General features: G+C 68.1%; 15 protein-coding genes and 1 tRNA gene. 9 read left to right on the top strand and 7 right to left on the bottom strand.

Features of this window, described 5'->3' with window-relative positions; translation table 11 throughout:
* The first annotated feature begins 416 nt into the window (after positions 1 to 416).
* Positions 417 to 641 (top strand): helix-turn-helix domain-containing protein, encoded by a 225-nt coding sequence (locus AB0E90_RS20310; RefSeq protein WP_360407418.1) that lies wholly within the window; start codon positions 417 to 419, stop codon positions 639 to 641.
* A 216-nt stretch (positions 642 to 857) separates the two neighbouring features.
* Here the strand turns inward: AB0E90_RS20310 and AB0E90_RS20305 are convergent.
* Positions 858 to 933 (bottom strand) — tRNA-Arg (locus AB0E90_RS20305).
* A gap of 406 nt (positions 934 to 1,339) precedes the next feature.
* Entirely contained in the window at positions 1,340 to 3,418 is a 2,079-nt protein-coding gene (locus AB0E90_RS20300) for a hypothetical protein (RefSeq protein WP_360407415.1), read from the bottom strand.
* A gap of 30 nt (positions 3,419 to 3,448) precedes the next feature.
* On the opposite strand from AB0E90_RS20300, the gene AB0E90_RS20295 reads away from it, so the two are divergent.
* The 4 genes from AB0E90_RS20295 to AB0E90_RS20280 all read left to right on the top strand — a co-directional run bounded on the left by AB0E90_RS20295 (position 3,449) and on the right by AB0E90_RS20280 (position 12,736).
* Entirely contained in the window at positions 3,449 to 3,757 is a 309-nt protein-coding gene (locus tag AB0E90_RS20295; protein ID WP_360407412.1) for a hypothetical protein, read from the top strand.
* A gap of 128 nt (positions 3,758 to 3,885) precedes the next feature.
* Complete coding sequence (locus tag AB0E90_RS20290; protein WP_360407409.1) at positions 3,886 to 5,391, top strand: amidase; 1,506 nt, start codon at positions 3,886 to 3,888, stop codon at positions 5,389 to 5,391.
* A gap of 209 nt (positions 5,392 to 5,600) precedes the next feature.
* Positions 5,601 to 12,509 carry a polymorphic toxin-type HINT domain-containing protein gene (locus AB0E90_RS20285; protein WP_360407407.1) on the top strand — a complete coding sequence of 2,303 codons (6,909 nt, stop codon included), beginning with the start codon at positions 5,601 to 5,603 and terminating at the stop codon, positions 12,507 to 12,509.
* Positions 12,506 to 12,736, top strand: coding sequence for a DUF2283 domain-containing protein (locus tag AB0E90_RS20280; protein WP_360407405.1), 231 nt, complete (start codon positions 12,506 to 12,508; stop codon positions 12,734 to 12,736). Before AB0E90_RS20285 ends, AB0E90_RS20280 begins: the two co-directional genes overlap by 4 nt.
* A gap of 76 nt (positions 12,737 to 12,812) precedes the next feature.
* On the opposite strand, the gene AB0E90_RS20275 is transcribed toward AB0E90_RS20280, so the two are convergent.
* A complete protein-coding gene (locus AB0E90_RS20275; protein ID WP_360407403.1) occupies positions 12,813 to 13,667 on the bottom strand; it encodes a hypothetical protein in 855 nt (284 codons plus the stop codon).
* Positions 13,668 to 13,690: 23 nt separating this feature from the next.
* Positions 13,691 to 14,173, bottom strand: a complete 483-nt coding sequence (locus AB0E90_RS20270; protein WP_360407400.1) for a SigE family RNA polymerase sigma factor — start codon at positions 14,171 to 14,173, stop codon at positions 13,691 to 13,693.
* A 165-nt stretch (positions 14,174 to 14,338) separates the two neighbouring features.
* Here AB0E90_RS20270 and AB0E90_RS20265 point away from each other — a divergent pair, with 165 nt between their 5' ends.
* On the top strand, positions 14,339 to 15,421 hold the full coding sequence (locus AB0E90_RS20265) for an alkene reductase (protein ID WP_360407397.1): 1,083 nt from the start codon (positions 14,339 to 14,341) through the stop codon (positions 15,419 to 15,421).
* Positions 15,422 to 15,460: 39 nt separating this feature from the next.
* On the opposite strand, the gene AB0E90_RS20260 is transcribed toward AB0E90_RS20265, so the two are convergent.
* Both AB0E90_RS20260 and AB0E90_RS20255 read right to left on the bottom strand, forming a co-directional pair.
* Complete coding sequence (locus AB0E90_RS20260; RefSeq protein WP_360407394.1) at positions 15,461 to 17,026, bottom strand: hypothetical protein; 1,566 nt, start codon at positions 17,024 to 17,026, stop codon at positions 15,461 to 15,463.
* Between the two features lie 98 nt (positions 17,027 to 17,124).
* A complete protein-coding gene (locus AB0E90_RS20255; RefSeq protein WP_360407391.1) occupies positions 17,125 to 18,276 on the bottom strand; it encodes a helix-turn-helix transcriptional regulator in 1,152 nt (383 codons plus the stop codon).
* 211 nt (positions 18,277 to 18,487) lie between these two features.
* Here AB0E90_RS20255 and AB0E90_RS20250 point away from each other — a divergent pair, with 211 nt between their 5' ends.
* The 3 genes from AB0E90_RS20250 (at position 18,488) to AB0E90_RS20240 (ending at position 21,060) form a co-directional block, all read left to right on the top strand.
* Positions 18,488 to 19,561 (top strand): glycoside hydrolase family 19 protein, encoded by a 1,074-nt coding sequence (locus AB0E90_RS20250; RefSeq protein ID WP_360407388.1) that lies wholly within the window; start codon positions 18,488 to 18,490, stop codon positions 19,559 to 19,561.
* A 91-nt stretch (positions 19,562 to 19,652) separates the two neighbouring features.
* On the top strand, positions 19,653 to 20,180 hold the full coding sequence (locus AB0E90_RS20245; RefSeq protein WP_360407385.1) for a hypothetical protein: 528 nt from the start codon (positions 19,653 to 19,655) through the stop codon (positions 20,178 to 20,180).
* Positions 20,181 to 20,190: 10 nt separating this feature from the next.
* A complete protein-coding gene (locus AB0E90_RS20240) occupies positions 20,191 to 21,060 on the top strand; it encodes an alpha/beta hydrolase (protein WP_360407382.1) in 870 nt (289 codons plus the stop codon).
* Here AB0E90_RS20240 and AB0E90_RS20235 read toward each other — a convergent pair.
* Positions 21,050 to 21,676, bottom strand: a complete 627-nt coding sequence (locus AB0E90_RS20235; RefSeq protein WP_360407379.1) for an ATP-binding cassette domain-containing protein — start codon at positions 21,674 to 21,676, stop codon at positions 21,050 to 21,052. The two genes, AB0E90_RS20240 and AB0E90_RS20235, sit on opposite strands and share 11 nt — an antisense overlap.

Raw genomic sequence — 21,676 nt, 5'->3', positions numbered from 1 at the left:
AGGAACCCGGCTCTCAGTCTTTTCACCTAACGCCAAGCCGGATTCTGCAGTGCGTGCAGTCCAAGCCTGATGGAGGCGTCCTATGGCGACCAGAACGTAATGCCAGCTCCTATCGAACGACAACGACCCTTCACGCACTCGTGCCGCGCCGCTAGTGGTCCCCGGTGGTCCCTTGTAGTTCCTTGGAAGGCGCCCGTGCGAGGCCGACGCTGAATCTTCGCGGAAGTTACTGACCGGAAGTTCCCTCGCGACGGCCTGGGCGCAGGACTACCGAAGACTACCGGGGACTACCAGAGACCACTTATCGTTGTCGCTTCCTCATGGCACGGTTAAGGCAGTGCCTTCATCGCCGGATTCCGTAAGGCATCTGTTCCTCGGCGGTATACCGCTCAGACCGAACGAGATTGTGGCCAGCAATGCGATCCGAGAGACTGAGCAAGGCCGACGACGAACTCCTCACGATCGAGGAAGTCGCCGCCATCTTCAAGGTGCCGGTGGCGACAGTCCGGAAATGGCGCAATAACCGCGAGGGCCCAGATGGGTTCCGCGTGGGGAAATACGTGCGCTATCGACGTTCGGTGGTAGATGAATTCATCGCCAAACGAGAGCGTCTACAGCACGAGTCGGACGGCTTCATCTAGGCATTTCGCCGCTCACGCAACTTGATCCCTCGGGCTTCTTCGCGCACACCGACACCTGACCTACCCGCAAAGACCGGGAAGGCCGCCGTCGCGGAGAGGCCCGACCCGTGTGTGAAACCGGCGCGCCTGGCCTCAACATGATCCAAGAATCTGGCCGGCCGCGGCGGCCTGCCTTTCTCGCGCTCGGTGTAGCTGCAGCGAGTCACCCGCTGCTTGTGGTGGCCCAGGCGCGATTCGAACGCGCGACACCCGCTTTAGGAGAGCGGTGCTCTATCCCCTGAGCTACTAGGCCGTTAGAGGCAGGCTACCAGTGCGCGAGTCAAGGCTGCGAAGCCGAGGCAGGGACCGCTGCGCCGTGCCACGACCGTGCCACACACGTGCCATTCGCGACTAGCGACAGTGATCCACGACGAGTAACGATGGCAATCGACGATAGGCTATATCTCCAGCTCAACGCCCCGATGGTGCGTCTGGCCAGCATCAACGTGACTAACGACACAGGGTTTAGGAAACCGATGCTCTATCCCCTGAGCTACGAGGGCCTACGGCCCACATCGTACCGACCTGGGGATATCCACGAGTGCCGGGGCGTCCCACCGGGGTGCCAATCGGTGCCGTCGGGTACGTCGGCGGCCGTTCCGTCGCTGGTCGGAGGACACGCGGAGCAAATTCGCGCAGACGCGACCGGCCTTCACTTTCTAGGCGCGTCCGAGCGCCGGGACCGGGATGTGCCGCCGAACGGGCGTAGCGGCGCCCAAGCGCATGCCGTAGTTGTCGCCCCAGCACCAGAGGCTGTGGTCGCGCTGGATGCCGCACGTGTTTGAACTGCCGGCGCTCACACTGAGCCACCCGGCAGTCGAACGGACCCGGATCGGGGTGTGCTGGTCGCGGGTCACGGAGTTACCGAGCAGGCCTGTCCCGCCCTTGCCCCAGCACCACAGGCTCGTGTCGGTGCGGATGCCGCAGAGGTGGTCGCGACCGACGGAGACGTCCGCCCAGTCGTGGGCGGTGCCGACGCGTACGGGTACAGCGCTGGCCTGCGTGGTTCCGTTGCCGAGCTGGCCGTGATCGTTGGGGCCCCAGCACCAGAGACTGTGGTCAGTGGTGACAGCGCACACAGTGCCCCACCCGGCGTCGAACCTGGTGGCGGCGGGCAGGTCAACCGGCCCTTTCGACTGTTCGTCCGCCCAGCACCACACCTTGCCCTCGGTGTCCAGCGCGCAACTCGCCGCGACGCTCGCCCAGGTGCGGCCGAACTCGGCGAGCACGGGCCGGGGTGTGAAGTCGTACACCGGGGTCATCTGGGTTCGCCCTGGCGGGACGCCCCAGCACCAAAGGGTCGCGTTCGCCTTCAGACCACACGCGTTGTCGCCGCCGACGGTGACGCCGGACCAGGTGGAAGGGGCCCCGACCTTCTGGGCGGGAATGGTGTACATGCGGCCGGTGTAGCTGGAGCACCACAGCGAGACATCCGCCAGGACACCGCAGATGGAGTAGCCGCCGACCGCGACCGACTTCCACCTCCCCGGCGCCTTGAACTTCGCCCCATCGCCGGGGATCCTCGTTACTCCGTCGCCGAGCCGCTCCTCCGCATCCGATCCCCAACACCAGAGAGATTTGTCGGTACGAACGGCGCACGTGTACTCGTCCGTGTCGACCTGCGCCCAGCCCGTGTCGGTGCCGACGCGCAGGGGTTCCGCCCTGATCAGCGTGCCGATGTCGGATCCCCAGCACCACAGTGCGCCGGAGTCGGTCAGCCCGCACGTCCGTTCTCCGGCGGCGGCGACCGCCTTCCATTTCAGGTCGGCGTTGACCGCCACCGGAACTTTCCGTTCTTCCGTGGTGTTGTCGCCGAGCTGCCCGTATCCGTTAAATCCCCAGCACCACATGTCACCGCCGGTGGTGAGCGCACAGGTGTGCGAAGCGCCGACCGCGGCGGTCGCCCAGGACCTCGTCGATGCCGGCCTGGCGAGAACATGGTCGTCCGTGGTGCTGCCGTTGCCGAGTTGGCCATGGTCGTTAGCTCCCCAGCACCACAACGCGTGGTCATTGTTCACGGCGCAGGTGTGGCCGCCCATCTCGATGCCGCCCCAGGAGGCCCGGGTGAAGTCGGAGTTCTCGCCGAGCAGGCCGCTCGGAAAGCCGGACCCCCAGCAACGGATGGCACCCGTGGTGGGGATACCGCAGACCTGGTCCTTACCGACCGACACCGACGACCATTGGGTGCCGGCTTGCACCCGTACCGGCGCGTTGCGGTCCTCGGTGGTGCCGTCGTCGAACTGTTCGCCGAGGTTGTCCCCCCAGCACCACAGGCTGCCATCCGTGCGAGTAGCGCAGGTGGTCTGATCGTCGGAGCTCACCGTCGCCCAGTTAGTGGCCGTGCCGACGCGCACCGCAGTGGTGCGATGAGGATCGTCCGAGCCGACCCCGAGCTGCCCCTGCCCGTTGTCGCCCCAGCACCACAGCGTGCTGTCGGTACGCAGCCCGCAGGCGTGCCGGAGCCCTGGAGCCACCGCCGACCAGAACCCACCGCCGCTGACGAGCACCGGATGGGCCCGGTCCGCGGTGGTGCCGTCCCCGAGCTCGCCGTAACTGTTATTCCCCCAGCACCACAATGAGCGGTCACTGCGGATGGCACAGATGAACTCGTCGGCCCCGATTGCGACGGCCGACCAACGCGCGGCGGGCGCCGACGAGCCCTGCGCCGGCGCACCGGAAAGACACACCAGAATCGCCAGTACGGCGCCCAGCCGCACCCCCGTCCACGAAGCACACACGCCTCGACCTCCCGGTTTCCGCATTCAAGCATGCGACGCGGCAAACCTTCCGGGTGGACGAACTCCGTAATTCCCGCCGCCAGCAGGCACCGTTCGCGTTACGACCCGGGCCCAGACACAGGCGCGGGTAAGCCCTGCATCAGCGTCTACTTCCACCTGGTCACCGACGAGCCACGCGACGAGTGGAAGCACGTCATGGTCGGCGACGACGACGCGTGGGACACCGGCCTGGTCGTCAGCTGCCGGTTCGTCTCGTTCACCGAGGCCGACAATCTTCTATCCAGCAGCGGGTACCGGCAGGGGGAGTTTCCCCACTTCCTCGGGGAGGAGCCAACCTGACCGCGCGGTGAGGCCGAGAGCATGGTTGTCCAGCCACGCTGCCGACGTGCCCACGATCGCCCGTCCTGCCTGGGTGACCGGCCTCGGCCACTACCTGCTCGACCCTGCTGACCGCTATCCGACCGGAATTGGGTTCTGAGGTTCCGAATCGGTGGGGCAATCTAAGGGGCAAGACCGACTACGCGTACTCGACCGCGGGCGAACTGGCGGCGGCGATGGACGGCGGCGAGGTGTCGGCGGTCGAGCTCACCACGGCCGCGATCGCCCGGATCGAGCGGCTCGACGGCGACATCAACGCGATCTGCGTGCGCGACTTCGACCGGGCCCTCGCTGCGGCGGGTGCGGCCGACGCGGCGCGGGCCAGCGGCGAGGCCGGGCCGGTGCTCGGCGTCCCGGTGACCATCAAGGACTCGATCGACGTCGCCGGGCTGCCCACGACTTGGGGGTTTCCGCAGTTCAAAGACTCCGTGGCGGTCGCCGACGCGGTCGCGGTCGCCCGGCTCAAGGCGGCCGGGGCGGTGATTCTCGGCAAGACGAATGTGTCGGTTGCGCTTGGCGACTTCCAGTCCTACAACGCGATCTACGGCGTCACGAACAATCCGTGGGACCTCGGGCGTACGCCTGGTGGTTCGTCCGGTGGCTCGGCTGCCGCCGTCGCTGCCGGCTTCGGCGCGGTGTCGATGGGTTCGGACATCGGCGGCTCGCTGCGCGTGCCGGCCCACTTCTCCGGGGTGTACGCGCACAAGCCCTCCGTCGGCCTGCTTCCGTTGCGCGGGCACACGTTTCCGGGCACCCGGCCGCTACCCGAGTTCGGCGGCGACCTGGGCGTCATCGGGCCGATAGCCCGCAGCGCGGCCGACCTCGCGATGATGGTCCGCCTGCTCTCCGACCCCGACGAGGCCGGCCTCGGCGTCGGCTACCGGACCGCCTTGCGGCCGGCCCGCCACGACGACCTGGGCGCGTTCCGGGTCCTGATCCTTCAGGCGCACCCGCTCGTCCCGGTCTCGTCCGAGGTGCGCGCCGCGATCGATGACCTGGCCACGCGGCTGGAGGCGGCCGGGGCGACTGTCCGGCGGCACAGCCCGAACCTGCCCGATCTGGCCGAGGGCGCCCGCTCCTACATGCGCCTGCTCCAGTCGAGCATCGCGGCCGGCTTCCCGCCCGAGGTCTACGCGGCCGTTCGCACGGCCGCGGACGCCCTGCAACCATCCGATACCTCGCTGTCCGCCGAGCGGGCCCGGGGTGTCGTCCTGAGCCACCGCGACTGGGTCGCGGCCGACACCGTGCGCGCCGTCCAGCGGGCTCAGTGGGCCGAGCTGTTCACCGATGTCGACATCGTGGTCGCGCCGGTGTCCTCGACCCCGGCCTTCCCGCACGACCACAGCGAGCCGATGTGGATGCGCACGATCCTGATCGACGGTGAGGAGCACGACTACTTCGACCAACTGGCGTGGGCCGGCATCGCGACGGCGCCCGGCCTCCCGTCGACCGCCGTGCCGGTCACCCGTTCGGCGCAGGGGCTGCCCATCGGCGTACAGCTGATCGGTCCGCTCTTCGAGGACCACACCCCGCTCCGCTTCGCCGAACTGCTCGACCGCGAATTCGGCGGCTTCACCCGGCCACGCTCGCTGTGACCAGGGATGCGCGGCGCGCAGCCGGGCTCGGATCGTCGGCTGTCTGGCCCGCTCAACGACGTACTTAAAAGCCTCGAATTTTCGATTACCATGTGGCCGCTGATCGTGATCGATCGGTCGCGCGCCCCGCCCTGGGCGCGAGTCACGGGGGAAGGGGCTGCTTGATGCTGTCCGGAGAACGTTGGAGAGCGCGCTGGCGCCGAGTGGCGGTGGCCGCCGTGGTCGTCGTCGCCGCGCCGGCACTGACCAGCATGGTCGTGGGCGAGCCCGCTGCCGCTGCGCCGAAGGTGCCCGAGCCGGCCAAGATCGAACGGGTCGAGCTGGGCAAGAAGAAGGTCTCCACCAAGCCGAAGGCCCGTGGGAAGACCGCGCAGTTCGATGTCACCGCGCGTAAGACGCTGCCCGGTGCGTCGAGCACGTCGGTCGCGCTGCCGGCGGGAGCGAAAGGGCGGGCCGGAGCAATCTCCGTCGCTCGGGCGTCGAAGGGTGCCACTCCTGACCGCGTACAGGTAAAAACCGCTGACCAGAAGGTGGCGCAGGCGGCCGGCATTCGCGGGGTTCTGTTCTCGGTCGCCGGAGGCGCTGGGAATGTCCGCGTGGATGTCGATCCGTCGACCTTCGCCAATGCCTACGGCGGCGGGTTCGGCTCCCGGCTGCACCTGGTCAAGCTGCCTGCCTGTGCGCTGACCACTCCTGAGCTGGCGCAGTGCCGGACGCAGACGCCGGTGGCCGCGGCTTTGTCGGCGGACGTGTCGGTGAACTCGGTGCTGGCCGCGACGTCCGGTACCAGCGGCGGTGGCGGCGACTACGCCGCGACCAGCCTGTCGCCGGGTGGTAGTTGGTCGGCCGGTGGGAACACCGGCGCTTTCACCTACAGCTACCCGATCTCGGTGCCCCCGGGCATCGGCGCGGTCAAGCCCAACATCGACCTGTCCTACAGCTCGGCCACTCAGGACGCGCGGACGGCCGGCACGAACAGCCAGTCGACGTGGGTCGGTGACGGCTGGTCGATGGGGGACAACTTCGTCGAGCGCACCTACCGCTCGTGCGACGACATCGACGCCGAGGGCGCGCCCGATCACTCCGGTGACCTGTGCTGGGCGGGCCAGATCCTGACGCTGTCGCTGAACGGCGAGTCGACCTCGATCGTCTACGACGACAAGACGAAGACGTTCCGATCGTCGAACGACAACGCGACCACCCAGATCGACAACCTGTCCGACGCCACCAACGGCACCAAGAACGGCGAGTACTTCCGGGTCACCCAGAACGGGACGCAGTACTACTTCGGCCTCAGCCGGCTGCCTGGTTGGAGTGCCGGCGCGGAGGAGACCAAGTCGGTGCAGACCGTCCCGGTCTACCAGAGCCACGAGGGCGTCGGAGAATGCCCGAGCGGATCGTTCAAAGACACCGCCTGCACGCTCGGCTACCGGTTCAACCTCGACTACGTGGTCGACCGCAACAGCAACGCGATGGCCTACTACTACAACGATCCCGAGATCGGTTACTACGGCGCCAACCTCAAGGACACCGCGGTGTCCTATATGCGGGCCAGCACGATCAAGCGGATCGACTACGGCATGACCGCGTCCACGATCTACTCGGCGACCGCCCCCGAGCAGGTCATCTTCGGCACCGCCGAGCGCTGCGTCGGCGACTGCACGTTCAGCGAGTCGACCCCGGAGCTGTACCCGGACGTGCCGGTCGACCTGAACTGCTCCAGCGGCAAGGACTGCACGAACCACTCGCCGAGTTTCTGGACCCGCCGGATGCTGACGTCGATCGTCACGCAGGTGCAGGTTGCCGGCGCGACCAAGCTGGTCGACCGGTTCGATTTGGCGCACTCGTTCCCGGACAACGCCGACCACTCACCGACCCTGTGGCTTGCCTCGATCAAGCGGACCGGCCTCGACCGGCTCGGCGGCGCGTCCGCCGACGCCGACGGCGGCACCGTGTCGTTCGAGGGCGAGCAGCTGGCGAACCGGGTCGGTGTGCTGCCCGGCCTGCCGAAGATGTACTACAACCGCATCCACACGATCTGGTCGGAGACCGGCGCGGAGACGGTCGTCGAGTACGCCACGCCGACCTGCGCCGGCCTGCCGCCGGCGAACCCGTCCGGTGACGACGACGTGGACAAGGCTGCGCAGGCGTTCGCGTCCACCAACACGACCGGTTGTTTCCCGGTCTACTGGGCGCCGGACTACCAGCCCGAGCCGTTGATGGACTGGTTCTACACCCACCCGGTCACGTCGGTCACGACGTACGACAGCGCCGGCAACCATTACCAGGACGGCTCGCAGCCGAAACTGGTGACGCGGTACAGCTACCAGGGCGACCCCGGCTGGCACTACGACGACAACGAGGTGGTCAAGGAGGAGAACCGCACCTGGGGCCAGTTCCGCGGTTACCCCGAGGTCGACACCACCACCGGCGATCCGTCGGTCTTCCACTACACCAACGGCACCCGGGTGTACGACCAGAAGACGCTCTCCAAGAGCTACTACTTCCTCGGCATGGACGGCGACACCCTGCCCGGCGACAAGACGCGCTCGGTGCCGGCCCTGAAGAGTAGCGACGGCACGGTCACCGTCGCCGACAAGGCGCAGTACTCCGGCCAGCTCTTCGAGTTGGTCAATTACAGCGGCGACACCATCTTCAACGCGCAGGTCACCGTCCCGACCCTGATCGGGCCGACTGCGTCGCGGGCTCGAACGGGCCTGACCGCGCTGACCGCGTACATGTCGGGGACGGCCAAGACCGTGACCCGGCAGAAGGTCTCCTACGGCTGGCGCAAGGTCGAGACCAACACCTTCTACGACGCCACCACCGGCCGCCCGGTCCAGATCGCCGACCGGGGTGAGATCGGCGCGACCGGCAACAGCCCCAAGTGCTCGTTCAACAAGTACCTGAGCACGACGGTGTCCCTGCCCGGGGGGAAGACCGCGCCGGTCATCCTCCCGTCCGAGGTCATCATCACCGAGCAGGACTGCGCGACCGCAGGCGCGAGTCAGTCGGGAACGCTGATCTCCGACGTGAAGACGGCCTACGACACCAGGGGCAACCCGACCCTGCTGCAGACCGCGTCCGAGCCGGGCGTGTTCCTCGATTCCTCGAAGACGGCCTACGACAGCTACGGCCGGGTCACGTCCACGATCCGTACTCCGAACTCGAAGGCCGCCGACGGAACGACCAGCCTCGCGCAGACCGTCTACACCAAGATCACGCCCGCGTCCGGTGCGTTGCCGACCGCGATCACCACGATCGCCCAGGTCACGTCGGGCGCGAGCTGCTCGGCGGTGACGAAGTCGAGCAAGGACTGCCAGCTCACCACGGCCACGTTCGACGCGGCCCGTCAGCTGAAGATCGCCACCACGAACATCGCGGGCGGGCTGAGCTCGATCACCTACGACGCGCTCGGCCGCACCACCGCGGTCTGGATGCCGAACAAGAGCAAGGCCGCGAACGCCCCCGCCAACATGGTGTACGGCTACCAGCTGTCCAGCTCCGGTCCGAGCATGGTCTCCATCCGGAACCTGCTCGACAACGACACCGCGAGCACGACACCCAACTACGGCATCAGTCTCACGCTGTACGACGCCACGCTGCGCCCGCTCGAGACACAGGCGACCGGGGCCAACGGCAGCACGATCGTCTCCGACACGCAGTACGACTCCAACGGCTGGGTGGTCATCACCAACAACTCGTACGCCGTCGCCGGCGACCCGCGAGCCTCGCTGATCTCCGATCATCTGTCCCAGGTCACCATCCCGTCGACCACGGTCACCGACCACGACTCGATGGGCCGGATCACCCAGACGACCACGGAGCACAACGCCGTGGAGATCTGGCACGCCCGGACCGTGTACACCGGTGACAAGGTCATCGCGATCCCGCCGGCCGGGGACATCGCCACGTCGACCACCACCGACGCCCGCGGCCAGTTGACCGAGCTGCTGCAGTACACCACCCCGCCAACGCTGACCGGCAGCCTCACCGGCGGCTTCACCGCCACCGGCGGCACCGGCAACGCCGTCACCTACACGTACGCCCCGGCCGGTCAGCAAGCCACCGTAACCGGCCCCGACCAGGCGGTCTGGAAGAACACGTACGACCTGCTCGGTCGCCCGACCACGCACGTCGACCCGGATACCGGCACCAGTTACAGCAGCTACGACGACGCCGGGAACGTGGCGTCCACGAAGGACGCCCGCGGCAACCAGATCACGTACACGTACGACCTGCTCGGCCGGAAGCTGACCGCGTTCGACAAGGCTGCCAACCTCAAGTTCGGATCATGGGTCTACGACACGCTCCAGGTCGGCAAGCCGACGTCGTCGACCCGGTACGTCTCCGGCGTCACCGGCGGTTACACCGTCGCCTTCACCGGTTACTCGGGGATGGGCAACCCGCTCGGACAGACGATCACGCTGCCCGGCGTCGAACGGCCGCTGCCGACGTCGTACACCACGAAGTACACCTACACGCCCAACACCGAGAAGCTGTCCACCCAGGAGGACCCCGACGTTGCCGGCCTGCCCGGCGAGAGGATCACCTACGGGCACAACCTGCTCGGCTCGCCGACCCGGACGTCCGGCATCGACCTGTATGTCTCCGACACCATCTACACCGACTTCGGTCAGCCGTCGAAGATGGCCATGGGCGACTCCACCAACGAGGTGCAGAGCCTCTACACGTACGACGAGTACACGCTGCGCCTCGCGTCCCGTTCCGTCTACCGCAACCACGGCATCGGCCCGCTGATCGACCAGGCCAGCTTCACCTACGACGATGCCGGCAACCCGCTGTCCACGGTGAACAAGCAGTCGGAGTCCGGGAACACCGTCACCGATACCCAGTGCTTCCGGTACGACAGCCTGGCGCGCCTGGTCAACGCCTGGACCGCGGCCACCGAGTGCCCGGGGGCGGCCACCACCGCGCCTACGGCCGCCGACGTCTCGAGCGGTTCCGGCGCCTACTGGCAGACGTTCGCCTACAACGCGATCGGCAACCGCACCCAGGGGGTGGACCACGCGGGTTCGTCCGGCGTCACCACCAACTACGTCAACGGCTGCAGCACCGCCTGCAACCCCACCGGCGCCCAGCCGCACACCCTGACCGAGACGAAAGACGGCAACGACCCCACCAAGTTCGTCTACGACGCCGCCGGCCACCTGCTCATCCGCACCGCCAACAGCGGCAACAACCAGACACTGAAGTGGGACAGCGAGGGCCGGCTGGCCCAGGTCACCACGACCGGCACCAACGCCGGCACCACCAAATATCTGTACGACGCCGACGGCAACCAGCTGATCCGCCGCGATCCCGGCCGGACCAGCCTGTTCGTTGGTGACGCCGAGATCGTGGCCGACACCGCGGCGACGCCGGCCGCTCTGCTCGGCGCGGTCCGGACGTACAACCACGGTGGTTCCGGGGCGGTCGCCATCCGTTCGAGCCTGCCGGGCGGTGGTGCCCACTACCTGTTCGGCGACCGGCACGGGACGGGGACCCTGGCGATCGACACCACCAGCCTGGAGGTGTCACGCCAGCAGAACAAGCCGTACGGCGAGGACCGGGCCACCGCGAACACCACGGCGTGGCCGAACCTGACGCGTGGCTATCTGAACGCGCCGAGGGATCTCAAGACCGGCTACACCGACGTCGGCGCCCGCAAGTACGACGCCGCGCTCGGCCGGTTCATCAGCGCCGACCCGCTGCTGCAGACCGCCGACCCGGCACAGCTCGGCGGCTACACCTACGCCGGCGACAACCCGATCACCGGTTCGGACCCGTCCGGGCTCGGCCGGATCGACGGCGACCGTCCCGGCTGTGCTCGCGGCAACGGCGGTACCTGCGGCGGATACGTCCTGCCCGACGACGACGATGACGACAACGGCGGTGACGACGGAGGCAACACGGACCCCGCCGAGGTCGAAACCGACGGCTACGGCAACGGCAGCGTCGGCGGGGCGACCGTCACCACCGACCAGGTCGACGACATCTATGCGTACGGCAACCAGGTCAACTATGCCTACTTCATGTTCCGCGACAGCTGGGGCAAGAAGTGGGACGCCCTCGACGACAACGCCAAGCTCCTCTACATGATGGACTGGGCGTGTCAGCAGATGAACACGCACTGCACGACCGTCTACGCCAACGCGGTGCACGACGCCAACTCGGCCCGGGCCGCCGCCGCCCGGGGCGAGGACCCCGAGTTCGGGGCCATGATGAAGATGGCGGTCACCGAGGAGGGCGGCGCCAGCGCGTCGATGGTGGGCCGGGTGGTCGCCTCGTCCCGCATCTCGATGCGCAGCTTCGACGTCCTCGACGACCTGTCCAAGGGCAAGACCAAGGGCATCTGCCTCAGCAAGAACAGTTTCGCGGCCGGGACTCGTGTCCTGATGGCCGACCGGACGACCAAGCCGATCGACGAGGTGAAGGTCGGCGACGAAGTGGTCGCCACCGATCCGCGGACCGGCGAGACCAGCGCCCAGAAGGTCACCGACCGGCTGGTCAACACCGACACCGAACTCGTCGACCTCACCGTGGACGTCGGCGGTCGCTCCACCACGGTGCACACCACCAAGGATCACCCGTTCTGGGACCCGGAGCGGATGAAGTGGACCGGTGCCGGCAACCTCGAGGCCGGTGTCGCGCTCGCCGGGTCGGCGGCCACGGTCGATGGTTCGCGGGGGTTCGCCGGGCGGCAGACGATGTACAACCTCACGGTCGAGAACGTCCACACGTATTACGTGCTGGCGGTCGACTCGCCGATCCTCGTGCACAACGCGTGCGGTGACCCCACTCACGCCGACGAGTGCTACTGCAACTGGGACGACAACGTCATCCTGCGCCCCACGGTCGAGGCGGCCGAGGACGAGGCCGAGGACTTCACCAAGCACGCCATGCAGCGACTGGAAGACCGTGGCGTGTCGAAGGAGGACGCCGAGGCCGTTCTCTCGAAAGAGCCGTTCTCGTACGAACACGAGGGTCAGATCAAGTCCGGCTATTACGATCCCAAGACCAAAATCTTCGTCGCCAAGACGATCGACGGGAACGTGAACACTGTGATGACAGATGTCGACAAGAAGTACGTCAACCGCCTGCGAGCGACGAAGTGACCATCCGGGTCACATACGACGCGAAGGCCAACGCGGCGTACCTCTACCTCACCGATCCGCAGGCGGCACGGACGGTGGCGCGCATGTACCCGTGTGACCCGATCGACGTCGACGGCATGATCAATCTCGACTTCGACGCCGACGGCCGGCTGATCGGCCTCGAGGTGCTGGGGGCCAGCACGAAGCTGCCCCAGTACGTGCTCGATCAGGCGGAGAGGATCGACTGATCGGTGACCGCCCCGGCCTCGGCCGGGGCGGTCTTTCCCGCCGGGAGCGGGCGATGTCCCGCCTCCGGCTGGCGGCTCAGGGCAGGATCTGGTCGCCGATTGCGGTGGCGACGGCTTCGACCTGGGCCAGGCTGAGCGGGGTCTCGGGCTGCGCGACCGAGTTCTCGGGGTCGGTGCCGGGCACGATGAACTCGTTGTCGACGAAGACCAGCAACGTGCGCTTGTCGGCCAGTTCGACGGTTGCCTCGTGGCCCACGAACCCGGCCTGGCTCGTCGTGGTTCGCACCCGCTGCCGCCGCCCGTCCGTGCCCTTGCTCTCGGTGCACTTCTCCGGTGACGGGTAGCACTTGAAGTAGGTGTCCGGATCGAGGATCTTCGGGTCCGTCCCGCACTTGCTGAGGGTGCCGCCGTTGCACGGGTTGGCCGCGATGATGCTGAGCCTGATCGTGCCGCGCCGGCCGTCGAGGCCGATGCCCGTGCCGCCGAAGAACATCTGGTCCTGCGTGCGCTGCACCCCGTCTCCGGTGATCAGCGGCGGCTGGCCGTCCGGGGTCGAGTACGCGGGGTCGCCCTGCGCCAGCCAGTTCGCGTCCGGCGCCGTCTTGTGGACCGCGCCGTCGAATGCTTTCCGCAGCGACGCGGCGGTGGCTGTCTTCGCCTCCCGGTTGCTCGCGACGAGCCGGAAGCCCGGAGCCGGAGCCGGAGCCGGGGTCGTGGCCGTGGCCGGAGCCGTCGGCTCGGCGACCACCGGTGGTGCGGGCGCCGACGGGCTGATCACCGCGAACGCGGTAGCCGCGACGGCGACCGCGGCCAGCGGCGTACCGACGCGCACGAGAGTTCGCCGGCGCTTCTCACGCCGTACGATGCCCGGAATGTCGATTGTGCTGGGCGGAGCGTCCTCGGTCAGGTCCTCGAAGAGCTGCTGGGTCATGATGTTGTCCTTTCCGCGCGGCCTCAGCCGCGCAGTGCCTGTTCGTTGACGCGCAGGGTCTGTAGCCCGCGCGCCGTCTGGCTCTTCACGGTGCCGACCGTGACCTGCAGGATCTCGGCGGTCTGCTCCGCGGAGTAGTCGAAGTAGAACCGCAGGATCAGTACCGCCCGCTGGCGTGGACCGAGCTCCCGCAGGAGACCGGCCAGCGAGTCGCGGTCGGTGATCCGGTGGCCCGGGTCGACCGGCTGGTCCGGCAGGTGCTGCGCCGAGCGTTCGCGGCGCCACGGGCGGCGGCGTTCGCTGAGCCAGACGCGGGTGAGGATCCGCTGGGCGTACGCCTCGGGGTTGTCGGCCCCGCGCACGTCGCGCCAGTGGCGGTAGATCTTGGCGATCGCGATGGAGACGAGATCGTCGGCGGTGTGCCAGTCCTGGCACATGAGGTACGCCGAGCGACGCCATCGCTCCATCCGCTGCGCCACGAAGTCGTGGAACTCCTGGTCATCCACCCGGTTCGAACCCGCCTTCCGGGAGTCGGCTGCGTGCTGACAGGCGTACGACGCAGCAGCTCGACCGGAGGGTTGCACGACACGGCAAAGGCGGCGGCTGGTTAACCGAGTGTGATCATGGCCATGATGAGGAAGCTTCGTGGGGGTCCGGGTGCTGCCGCCTTCATGACCAGTTCTGCTCTCAAACCGGACAGCCCGCTGCTGCAGCCCGTCACCGCCGGTGCTCTGCAAGCGCCCAACCGGATCTGGATGGCCCCGCTGACTCGCAATCGGGCCGACGCGGACGGCACCCCCAATGCCCTGCAGGCCGAGTACTACGGCCAGCGGGCCGGTGCTGGTGTGATCATCACGGAGGGCAGTCAACCGTCCGCCGTGGGTCAGGGCTATCCGCGAACCCCGGGTGTGCACACCGACGCGCAGCAGCAGGGATGGCAGCGGATCGCCGAGGCCGTGCACGCCGGCGGCGGCCGGGTCGTGCTGCAGCTGATGCACGTGGGCCGGATCTCGCACACCAGCACCATCGGTGGCGAGACGCCGGTGGCGCCCTCGGCCGTGCGCGCCGCCGGTGAGGTCTACACCCCGGCCGGCCCGCAGGCCTTCTCCGAGCCGCGCGAGCTGGCCACCGACGAGCTGCCCGGCGTGGTCGCCGAATATGTCGACGCCGCCCAGCGGGCGGTGGCGGCGGGCCTTGACGGGGTGGAGCTGCATGCCGCGAACGGCTATCTGCTGCACCAGTTCCTCGCCGACGGGGTGAACCGGCGCACCGACCAGTACGGCGGTTCGGCGGAGAACCGCGCCCGCTTCGTCGTCGACGTCGCGACCGCGGTCAGTGCCGCGATCGGCGCCGACCGGGTCGGGATCCGGATCTCCCCGGCGCACCCGTTCAACGACATCTCCGAGATTGACGTTTCCGTGTACGAGGCGCTCACCACCCAGCTCGCCGAGCTGAACCTGGCGTACCTGCACGTACTGGCCGCCCCGGGCGACCCGATCATCGCCAAGCTGCGGGCGATCTGGCCGGGGACGTTCGTGCTCAACACCGGCTTCGGGGTGGAATCGGACCGCGACCAGCTCGAGCGCCTGGTCGCCGACGGCGTGGCCGACGCGGTGACCGTGGGCCGTCCGTTCCTCGCCAACCCGGACCTGGTGCGCCGGTGGACGGAGGGCACCGAGCTGAACGAGCCCGACCAGGACACGTTCTATGCCGGTGACGCCAAGGGCTACACGGACTACCCCGCGTTGCCCTGAGGGCGGGGCCGAGAGGGCCGCAGCCCTCTCGGCCCGAACTCAGACGATTCCGTACGCGCGGTAGATGGTTACCTCGGTGTAGGCACCGGTTGTGGTCGTTGCGCGGGCTCGCAGGGACACAGCCCCGGCGGCCGGGTTGGGGACCACGGCTGTCCAGGCTCCGTTGATCTTCTTGACCGGTACGGACTTCCAGGTCTTGCCGTCCGTCGACATCGTTGCGGTCACCGACTTGACCGTGGGGTTCTTGCCGGCCTTGATGTCCGACCACGACTTGCGGGTCAGCTTCAGCGTCACCTTTGTGGTGCTGCTCGGCTTTGCCTTGTTGTAGTAGTTCAGGTCGGCCGGGATCATCTGGAGCGCGTAGACCGGGGCGATCACGGTGGCCTTGGGCTTGACGTTGAAGCGGTACGTGGCGGTCGACGCGGTCGACAGCATGCCGGCCGGGTATTTGATCTCCGGGTAATACCTGGTCGACGCGTTGGTGAGGGTGTACCAGCCGGCCTTCTTCACCTTGTACGACAGGTAGGTCATCTCCGGCATCCAGCCGGTGTCCTTCTTCGTCTTGACCGTCTTGCCGCCGAACTTCAGCGTCGCGGTGGCCTTGTCGCCGCCCTCCACGCTCGAGCCGCGGCCGGGATAGTCCGGGTCCTCGAAACCATCATTCAGGTTGTACGAGAGGTAACCGTTCGACATGCTCGGCAGCAGCGAACCCGGGCCCCAGGCCGCGCCGTAGAACCGGAGGGCGTACGACTTGCCGGCGGCAACCGTACGGGTGGTCATGTAGCCGCCGATGTCCCAGCTCTCGCCGGTTTTCGTCACGGTCGCGAACTCGTCGGAGCGGATGTCCCAGCTGGTCGGCGAGAGGTGAATCTTCGAGGTGGTCGGCACCTCGCTGCTGACCAGTTCGGCGAAGAGATCCTGGCCGCAGCCCTTGGCGACCGGCTGGACGGCCACGTCGCTGAAGTTGGAGCCGCTCGGTCCGCGCCGGGATGCGACCGTGACGTGCGCCAACCCGGATCGGGCGAACGTGCGGGTGGGGCTGGCCGGCACGCCGGTGGTCTGGTTGAGCACGGCGTAGGCATCCGTCGTGCCGGAGAGGTCGGTCCACGAGCCGAGCGCGGCGAAACCGACCTTCTTCGAGGTGGTCGGTACGACGTACACCTGGTCGCCGCCGGCGTCGATGTTGTAGCTGGCGCCGGTCAGTGAGCAGATCCGGACGGAGATCTGTGAGAAGAGGCCGGTGGTGGCGGCCGGGCTCAACGCCAGGCTGACCCGCTTGCCCTTGCGGGCGTCGACGGTCAGTTTCGTCGAGCCGGAAACCTTCACGGCCGTGCCCGCGAGCGTGGTGGTGCCGCCGGTCGCGATCTGGCTCAGGACGGCGTACGTACCCTTGGGCAGCTTTTTGGCTTTGCCGGTTTTGGCGGTGTATTGGGCGCTGGTGTCGACGTTGACCACCGTCGCCGAGATGGTGGCCTTGGCGCCGGAGCGGTTCAGCGCGGTCAGCGTGAGGGTGTTGGTGGCGGCCAGCGCGACGCCGCCGGTGCTCAGCAGCAGGGCCGGCACCATGGCGGACAGGGCAAGCACCCGCCCGGTACGAGAAGGCATGAGGTTCCCCGTGAAAGTTCGAAAGATGTGCGTCGATCATTCACTGGCGACGGGTCGGCTCCGTATCGTCCTTTCGGACAGAAGCGGTGTGCCGGGATCTAAGACGGCCGATGTGCCTCGGCGATCTCCCGCAGTTCCCGGCCCTCTCGGATCCCGGCTTGCTGAACGCCGGTGACAACCTCGGCGGCGCGCCACCAGTTGGACGGAACGATGCGGCCCGAGGTGATTGCCAGCCGGGCCTCCGCGGCGGCCTCGTCGGGCTTGGCCGCGGCCAGCAGTGCCAGGCCAAGATCCAGTTGGGCCGAGGCGATTCGCCGTGGCCGGGCGGCCTCGGCCTGCAACTCGGTGATCACATCGCGCGCCACTGACTCGGCTGCCGGGTCGCCTGCCCAGGCCAGCGTCGTCGCCGCGTACGAATGGGCCTTGGCCGGGTCGTACTGATAGTGGTGCTCCGGATGATCTGGTGGGGTTCGCCCCTGGGCCAGGCGCTCCACGCGGGCGAGCATGCGGGCCGTCTCACGGCGATCGCCCAGGCGTGCCCACGCGCGCCCTTCCTGCGCGCAGGCCTGGATCAGGACCGACCCACCGGCAGGGGCGACAGCCTGAGCATGCTGGGAGAGCTGCAATGCCTGGCGGAAATCGCCGGAGGTCAGCACGTCCCACGCCTTTGTCTCCAGGCACCAAGCGGCGATCTCCCGCTGCCCGGTTTGCTCGGCCAGTTGCGCCGCGGTCTGGAGATAGGCGTCGGCGGCCGCGGTCTGCTGCAGGTCGATGTGCAAAGTGGCGCGCAGCAGCGCGAACCAACCGCCGATGACCAGCAGTCGCTGGTGCTGGGCGAGTGTTTTGCGGGCATCGATCAGTGTCGTGACGTAGACGAGGTGCCGGCGCACTCGCGGCAACAACAGGTCGGGCGGAACTCGCGCGTACGCCATGGCCATCGCGTCGGCAGCCCGCTCCAGTCGATCGAGCGTCTCGCTGCTCACGTCCGTCGCGCTCACCCGGCGGGCAAGTTCGAGTGCTTCCAGTTCGCCGTCATCGTCGATCGGCGCGTGGAGGGTTGCGGCCAGTCTGCCGCCGGCGCCGAGGAGTCTGTCCAGGTTGGCGGCGACGGCCGCGTTCGGTGGCTTGCGCCCCTTCTCCAGCTCCTCGATGTAGCTCTTGCCCTGGTTGGCGAGCTCGGCGAGGCCTCGGTAGGACAGGCCGCGCTCGGTGCGCAGGCGGCGGAGTTCGGCGGCAAATTGCTCGGTCATCGGCAGGTTTCCCGCTAGCGGTCATGGGCGGCAGGCGCGCTGGCATCGCCACCCACGACGCTACCCGCGCTGTCGTCGGCGAAGAAGACGAGCAGATGTTGCCCGATCTACTTAAGTTTCTTTACAGATATTGACGAAGGTTGTTCGCATTTGGTTTGGTCTATGCGTCGCGCGCGGTCCGAACGTTCCCTCGGCGCACGGAAGGTCCGCCATGAAGAAGAAACCCCTGCTCGCCCTGCTTGCCACCGTCACGCTGGGGCTGCTTGGCGTGGTGCTGCCGGTGACCATGTCCGAAGCCGCCGTCTCCTGCGTGACCGGCTACAGCAGCAGCCAGGTGTACACCGGAGGTATGACCGCCTCCTACAACAGCCACAACTGGACCGCCAAGTGGTGGACCCAGGGGGAAGCGCCCAGCACCGGCGGCTCCGGTGTCTGGCAGGACAACGGCGGCTGCGACGGCGGCAGCACCGGCGGCGGTGGAGGAGGGACCGCCTGCAGCTACCCGAACTGGGTCGCCGGGCAGTACTACGCGGTCGGCGCCATCGTGAAATACACGAACGGGCAGTTCTACCAGGCCACCCACGAGAACCCGGGCTACGACCCGACGATCAGCACCTGGTTCTGGTCCCCATATTCATGCACCGGTGGGGGAAATTCAGGGGGCACCAGCGGGTTCGTCGTCAGTGAAGCCCAGTTCAACCAGATGTTCCCGGGGCGGAACGGCTTCTACACGTACGCCGGCCTGACCGACGCCATGAAGAAGTACCCGGCGTTCGCCACCACCGGCAGTGACACCGTCAGGAAGCAGGAGGCGGCCGCCTTCCTCGCCAATGTCAGCCACGAGACCGGCGGGCTCGTCTACATCGACGAGATCAACACGGCCAACTGGCCGCATTACTGCGACACCTCCCAGCCGTACGGGTGTCCGGCCGGCCAGTCCGCCTATCACGGGCGTGGGCCGATCCAGCTGAGCTGGAACTTCAACTACTACGCCGCCGGCAACGCGCTCGGCGTCGACCTGCTCAACAACCCGGGCCTGGTCGGCACGAACTCGTCGATCTCCTGGCAGACCGGCCTCTGGTACTGGATGACCGGCACCGGCGCGGCCGGCACCACTTCGCACAACGCGATGGTCAACGGCCAGGGCTTCGGCACCACGATCCGGGCGATCAACAGCATCGAGTGCAACGGTGGCAACCCGGCGCAGGTGCAGAGCCGGATCAACCTCTACACGCAGTACGCCGGCGTCCTCGGCGTCTCCACCGGCGGCAACCTGAGCTGCTGACCGATCGGGCGGTGTTGCCGGTCGGCGACACCGCCCGCATCCGCCGAACCGATGATGGCGCCGTCCCGCATGATCAACCAGGTTGCTCAGGGTGGGACTGCTCGAAACGGATTTGGCGGCGGCGGATCGGCTGGCCGCCCATTTCATCGCCTCGCTCGGCAGCGATCTGCGGCTGCGCGAGGCGTCGTACGCCATCTCCCAGGCCGGTGGCGCCCCGCGGGATTTCGATGCGGCGCTGAAGAACACCCTGCGCGGCGGGGAAACCGGCCTCGACCGGCCGTGGTTCTGGCTGGCGGAGATCCTTGACCACCCGGCGGCGGCCGAGCGTCCCGAGCTCGTCGCCCGGATCGCTGTGGTGGTGCTGGTCTGGCACAACGACATGCGCGGCCGGGTCGGCATGGCTGACGTCAGCGACATGATGCTCGAGCCGCCGCCGATCGGGCTGGTCACCCGGATGCTGTCGGTCGCGGTCCGGCTTCTGCGCCACGCCGACGCGAGCCTGGTCCTCCAGGACGACATCACGGTGGGCTCGACGCTGTCGAGCTGCTGCCGCTACATCGCCGGGGCGACAACGGCATCCGACGACGTACGGCAGATAGCTCGTCATTTTCTGTCGTAGCCTCAGCGGCATGACCGAAAAGCAGACGCACACGCTCGCCCTTCCCGGGGTTGACCTGGTCTACGACGTCCGCGAGGCGGACGCGAACGACGGCCGCCCGGCGCTGCTCATGATCGGGCAGCCGATGACGGCGGACGGGTTCGGCGCGCTCGCTGAGCATTTCCCGGACCGGACGGTCGTCACCTACGACCCGCGCGGGCTGGGTCGCAGCGTTCGCAAGGACGGGCGCGACGACCTCAACCCGCAGGACCAGGCCGAGGACCTGCACGCGCTGATCGCGGTGCTCGGGCCGGTCGATCTGTTCGGCAGCAGCGGCGGCGCGGTGACCGCCCTCGAACTGGTCGCGAAATATCCGGACGACGTGCGCACGCTGGTGGCGCACGAGCCGCCGATCAACGCGGTGCTGCCCGACGCCGCGGCGGCCGAGCGGGCCCGGGCCGGCTTCCACGAGGCCTATCAGGCCAAGGGCAACGGCGCGGGGATGGCCACGTTCATCGCGATGACCGCGTGGCAGGGCGAGTTCACCGACGCGTTCTTCGCGCAGCCGGCGCCCGATCCGGCGATGTTCGGCATGCCGGCCGAGGACGACGGCGGCCGCGACGATCCGCTGCTGTCGAAGCGGTCGTGGGCGGTCACCGATTATCAGCCCGACGCGGCGGCGCTCACGGCCGCGCCGACCCGGGTCGTGATCGCGGTGGGCGAGGAATCGGCGGGCACCTACACCGCGCGTACCGCTGAAGGCCTGGCCAAACTTCTCGGCCAGGAGCCGACCGTCTTTCCGAGTCACCACGGCGGTTTTCTGGGCGGCGAGTTCGGCTACGCCGGCAAACCGGCGGAGTTCGCGGCCAAGCTGCGCGAGGTGCTTGCGGTCACCGCGTGAGGCGGCCGGATTGCAGGTGTACGACGTGGTCAGCGGCCTCGATGACGCGTTGGTCGTGGGTCGCCACGATGACCAGCGTGCCCGATTGAACGGCGGCGCGGAGGGCATCGAGCACCAGGCCGACGTTCTCGTCGTCCTGATGGGCGGTGGGCTCGTCGAGCACGGCCACGCGGGGCTCGAGAACGAGGGCTCGGCCCAGCGCCGTCCGCTGCTGCTCGCCGAGCGACGTGTCCTGGGCCGGCCGCCCGGCAATGCCGGCCAGGCCGAGCCGTTCGAGCAGTTCGTCCGGCCGGTGGGCGGAGCGCGGCGCGTTCTTCGCCCCGGCGGACCGCAGCGCGGCCGGAAGCAGCACGTTCTCGGCCACCGTCAGCGACGGCTCGAGCGCAAGCCGCTGCGGCAGGAGGGACACGGTGGCCCAATCCTGCGAAGGGACCAGCACCTCTCCGCTGGTGGGCTGCATAACCCCGGCGATCAGGTGGCAGAGGGTCGACTTGCCGGAGCCGGAGCGTCCGGCCAGGACGGTCAGCGTCGCCGGCTCCAGTGACAGGTCGATGTCCCGTAGGACGGATTCTCCGCCACGGACGTGGCTGACGTTGCGGACCTCGACGAGCGCCAT

The sequence above is a fragment of the Actinoplanes sp. NPDC026619 genome, assembly GCF_040638295.1.
GTDB lineage: Bacteria > Actinomycetota > Actinomycetes > Mycobacteriales > Micromonosporaceae > Actinoplanes.
Note: the sequence above shows the minus strand (reverse complement) of the source record. Positions and strands in the feature narration are given on the sequence as shown.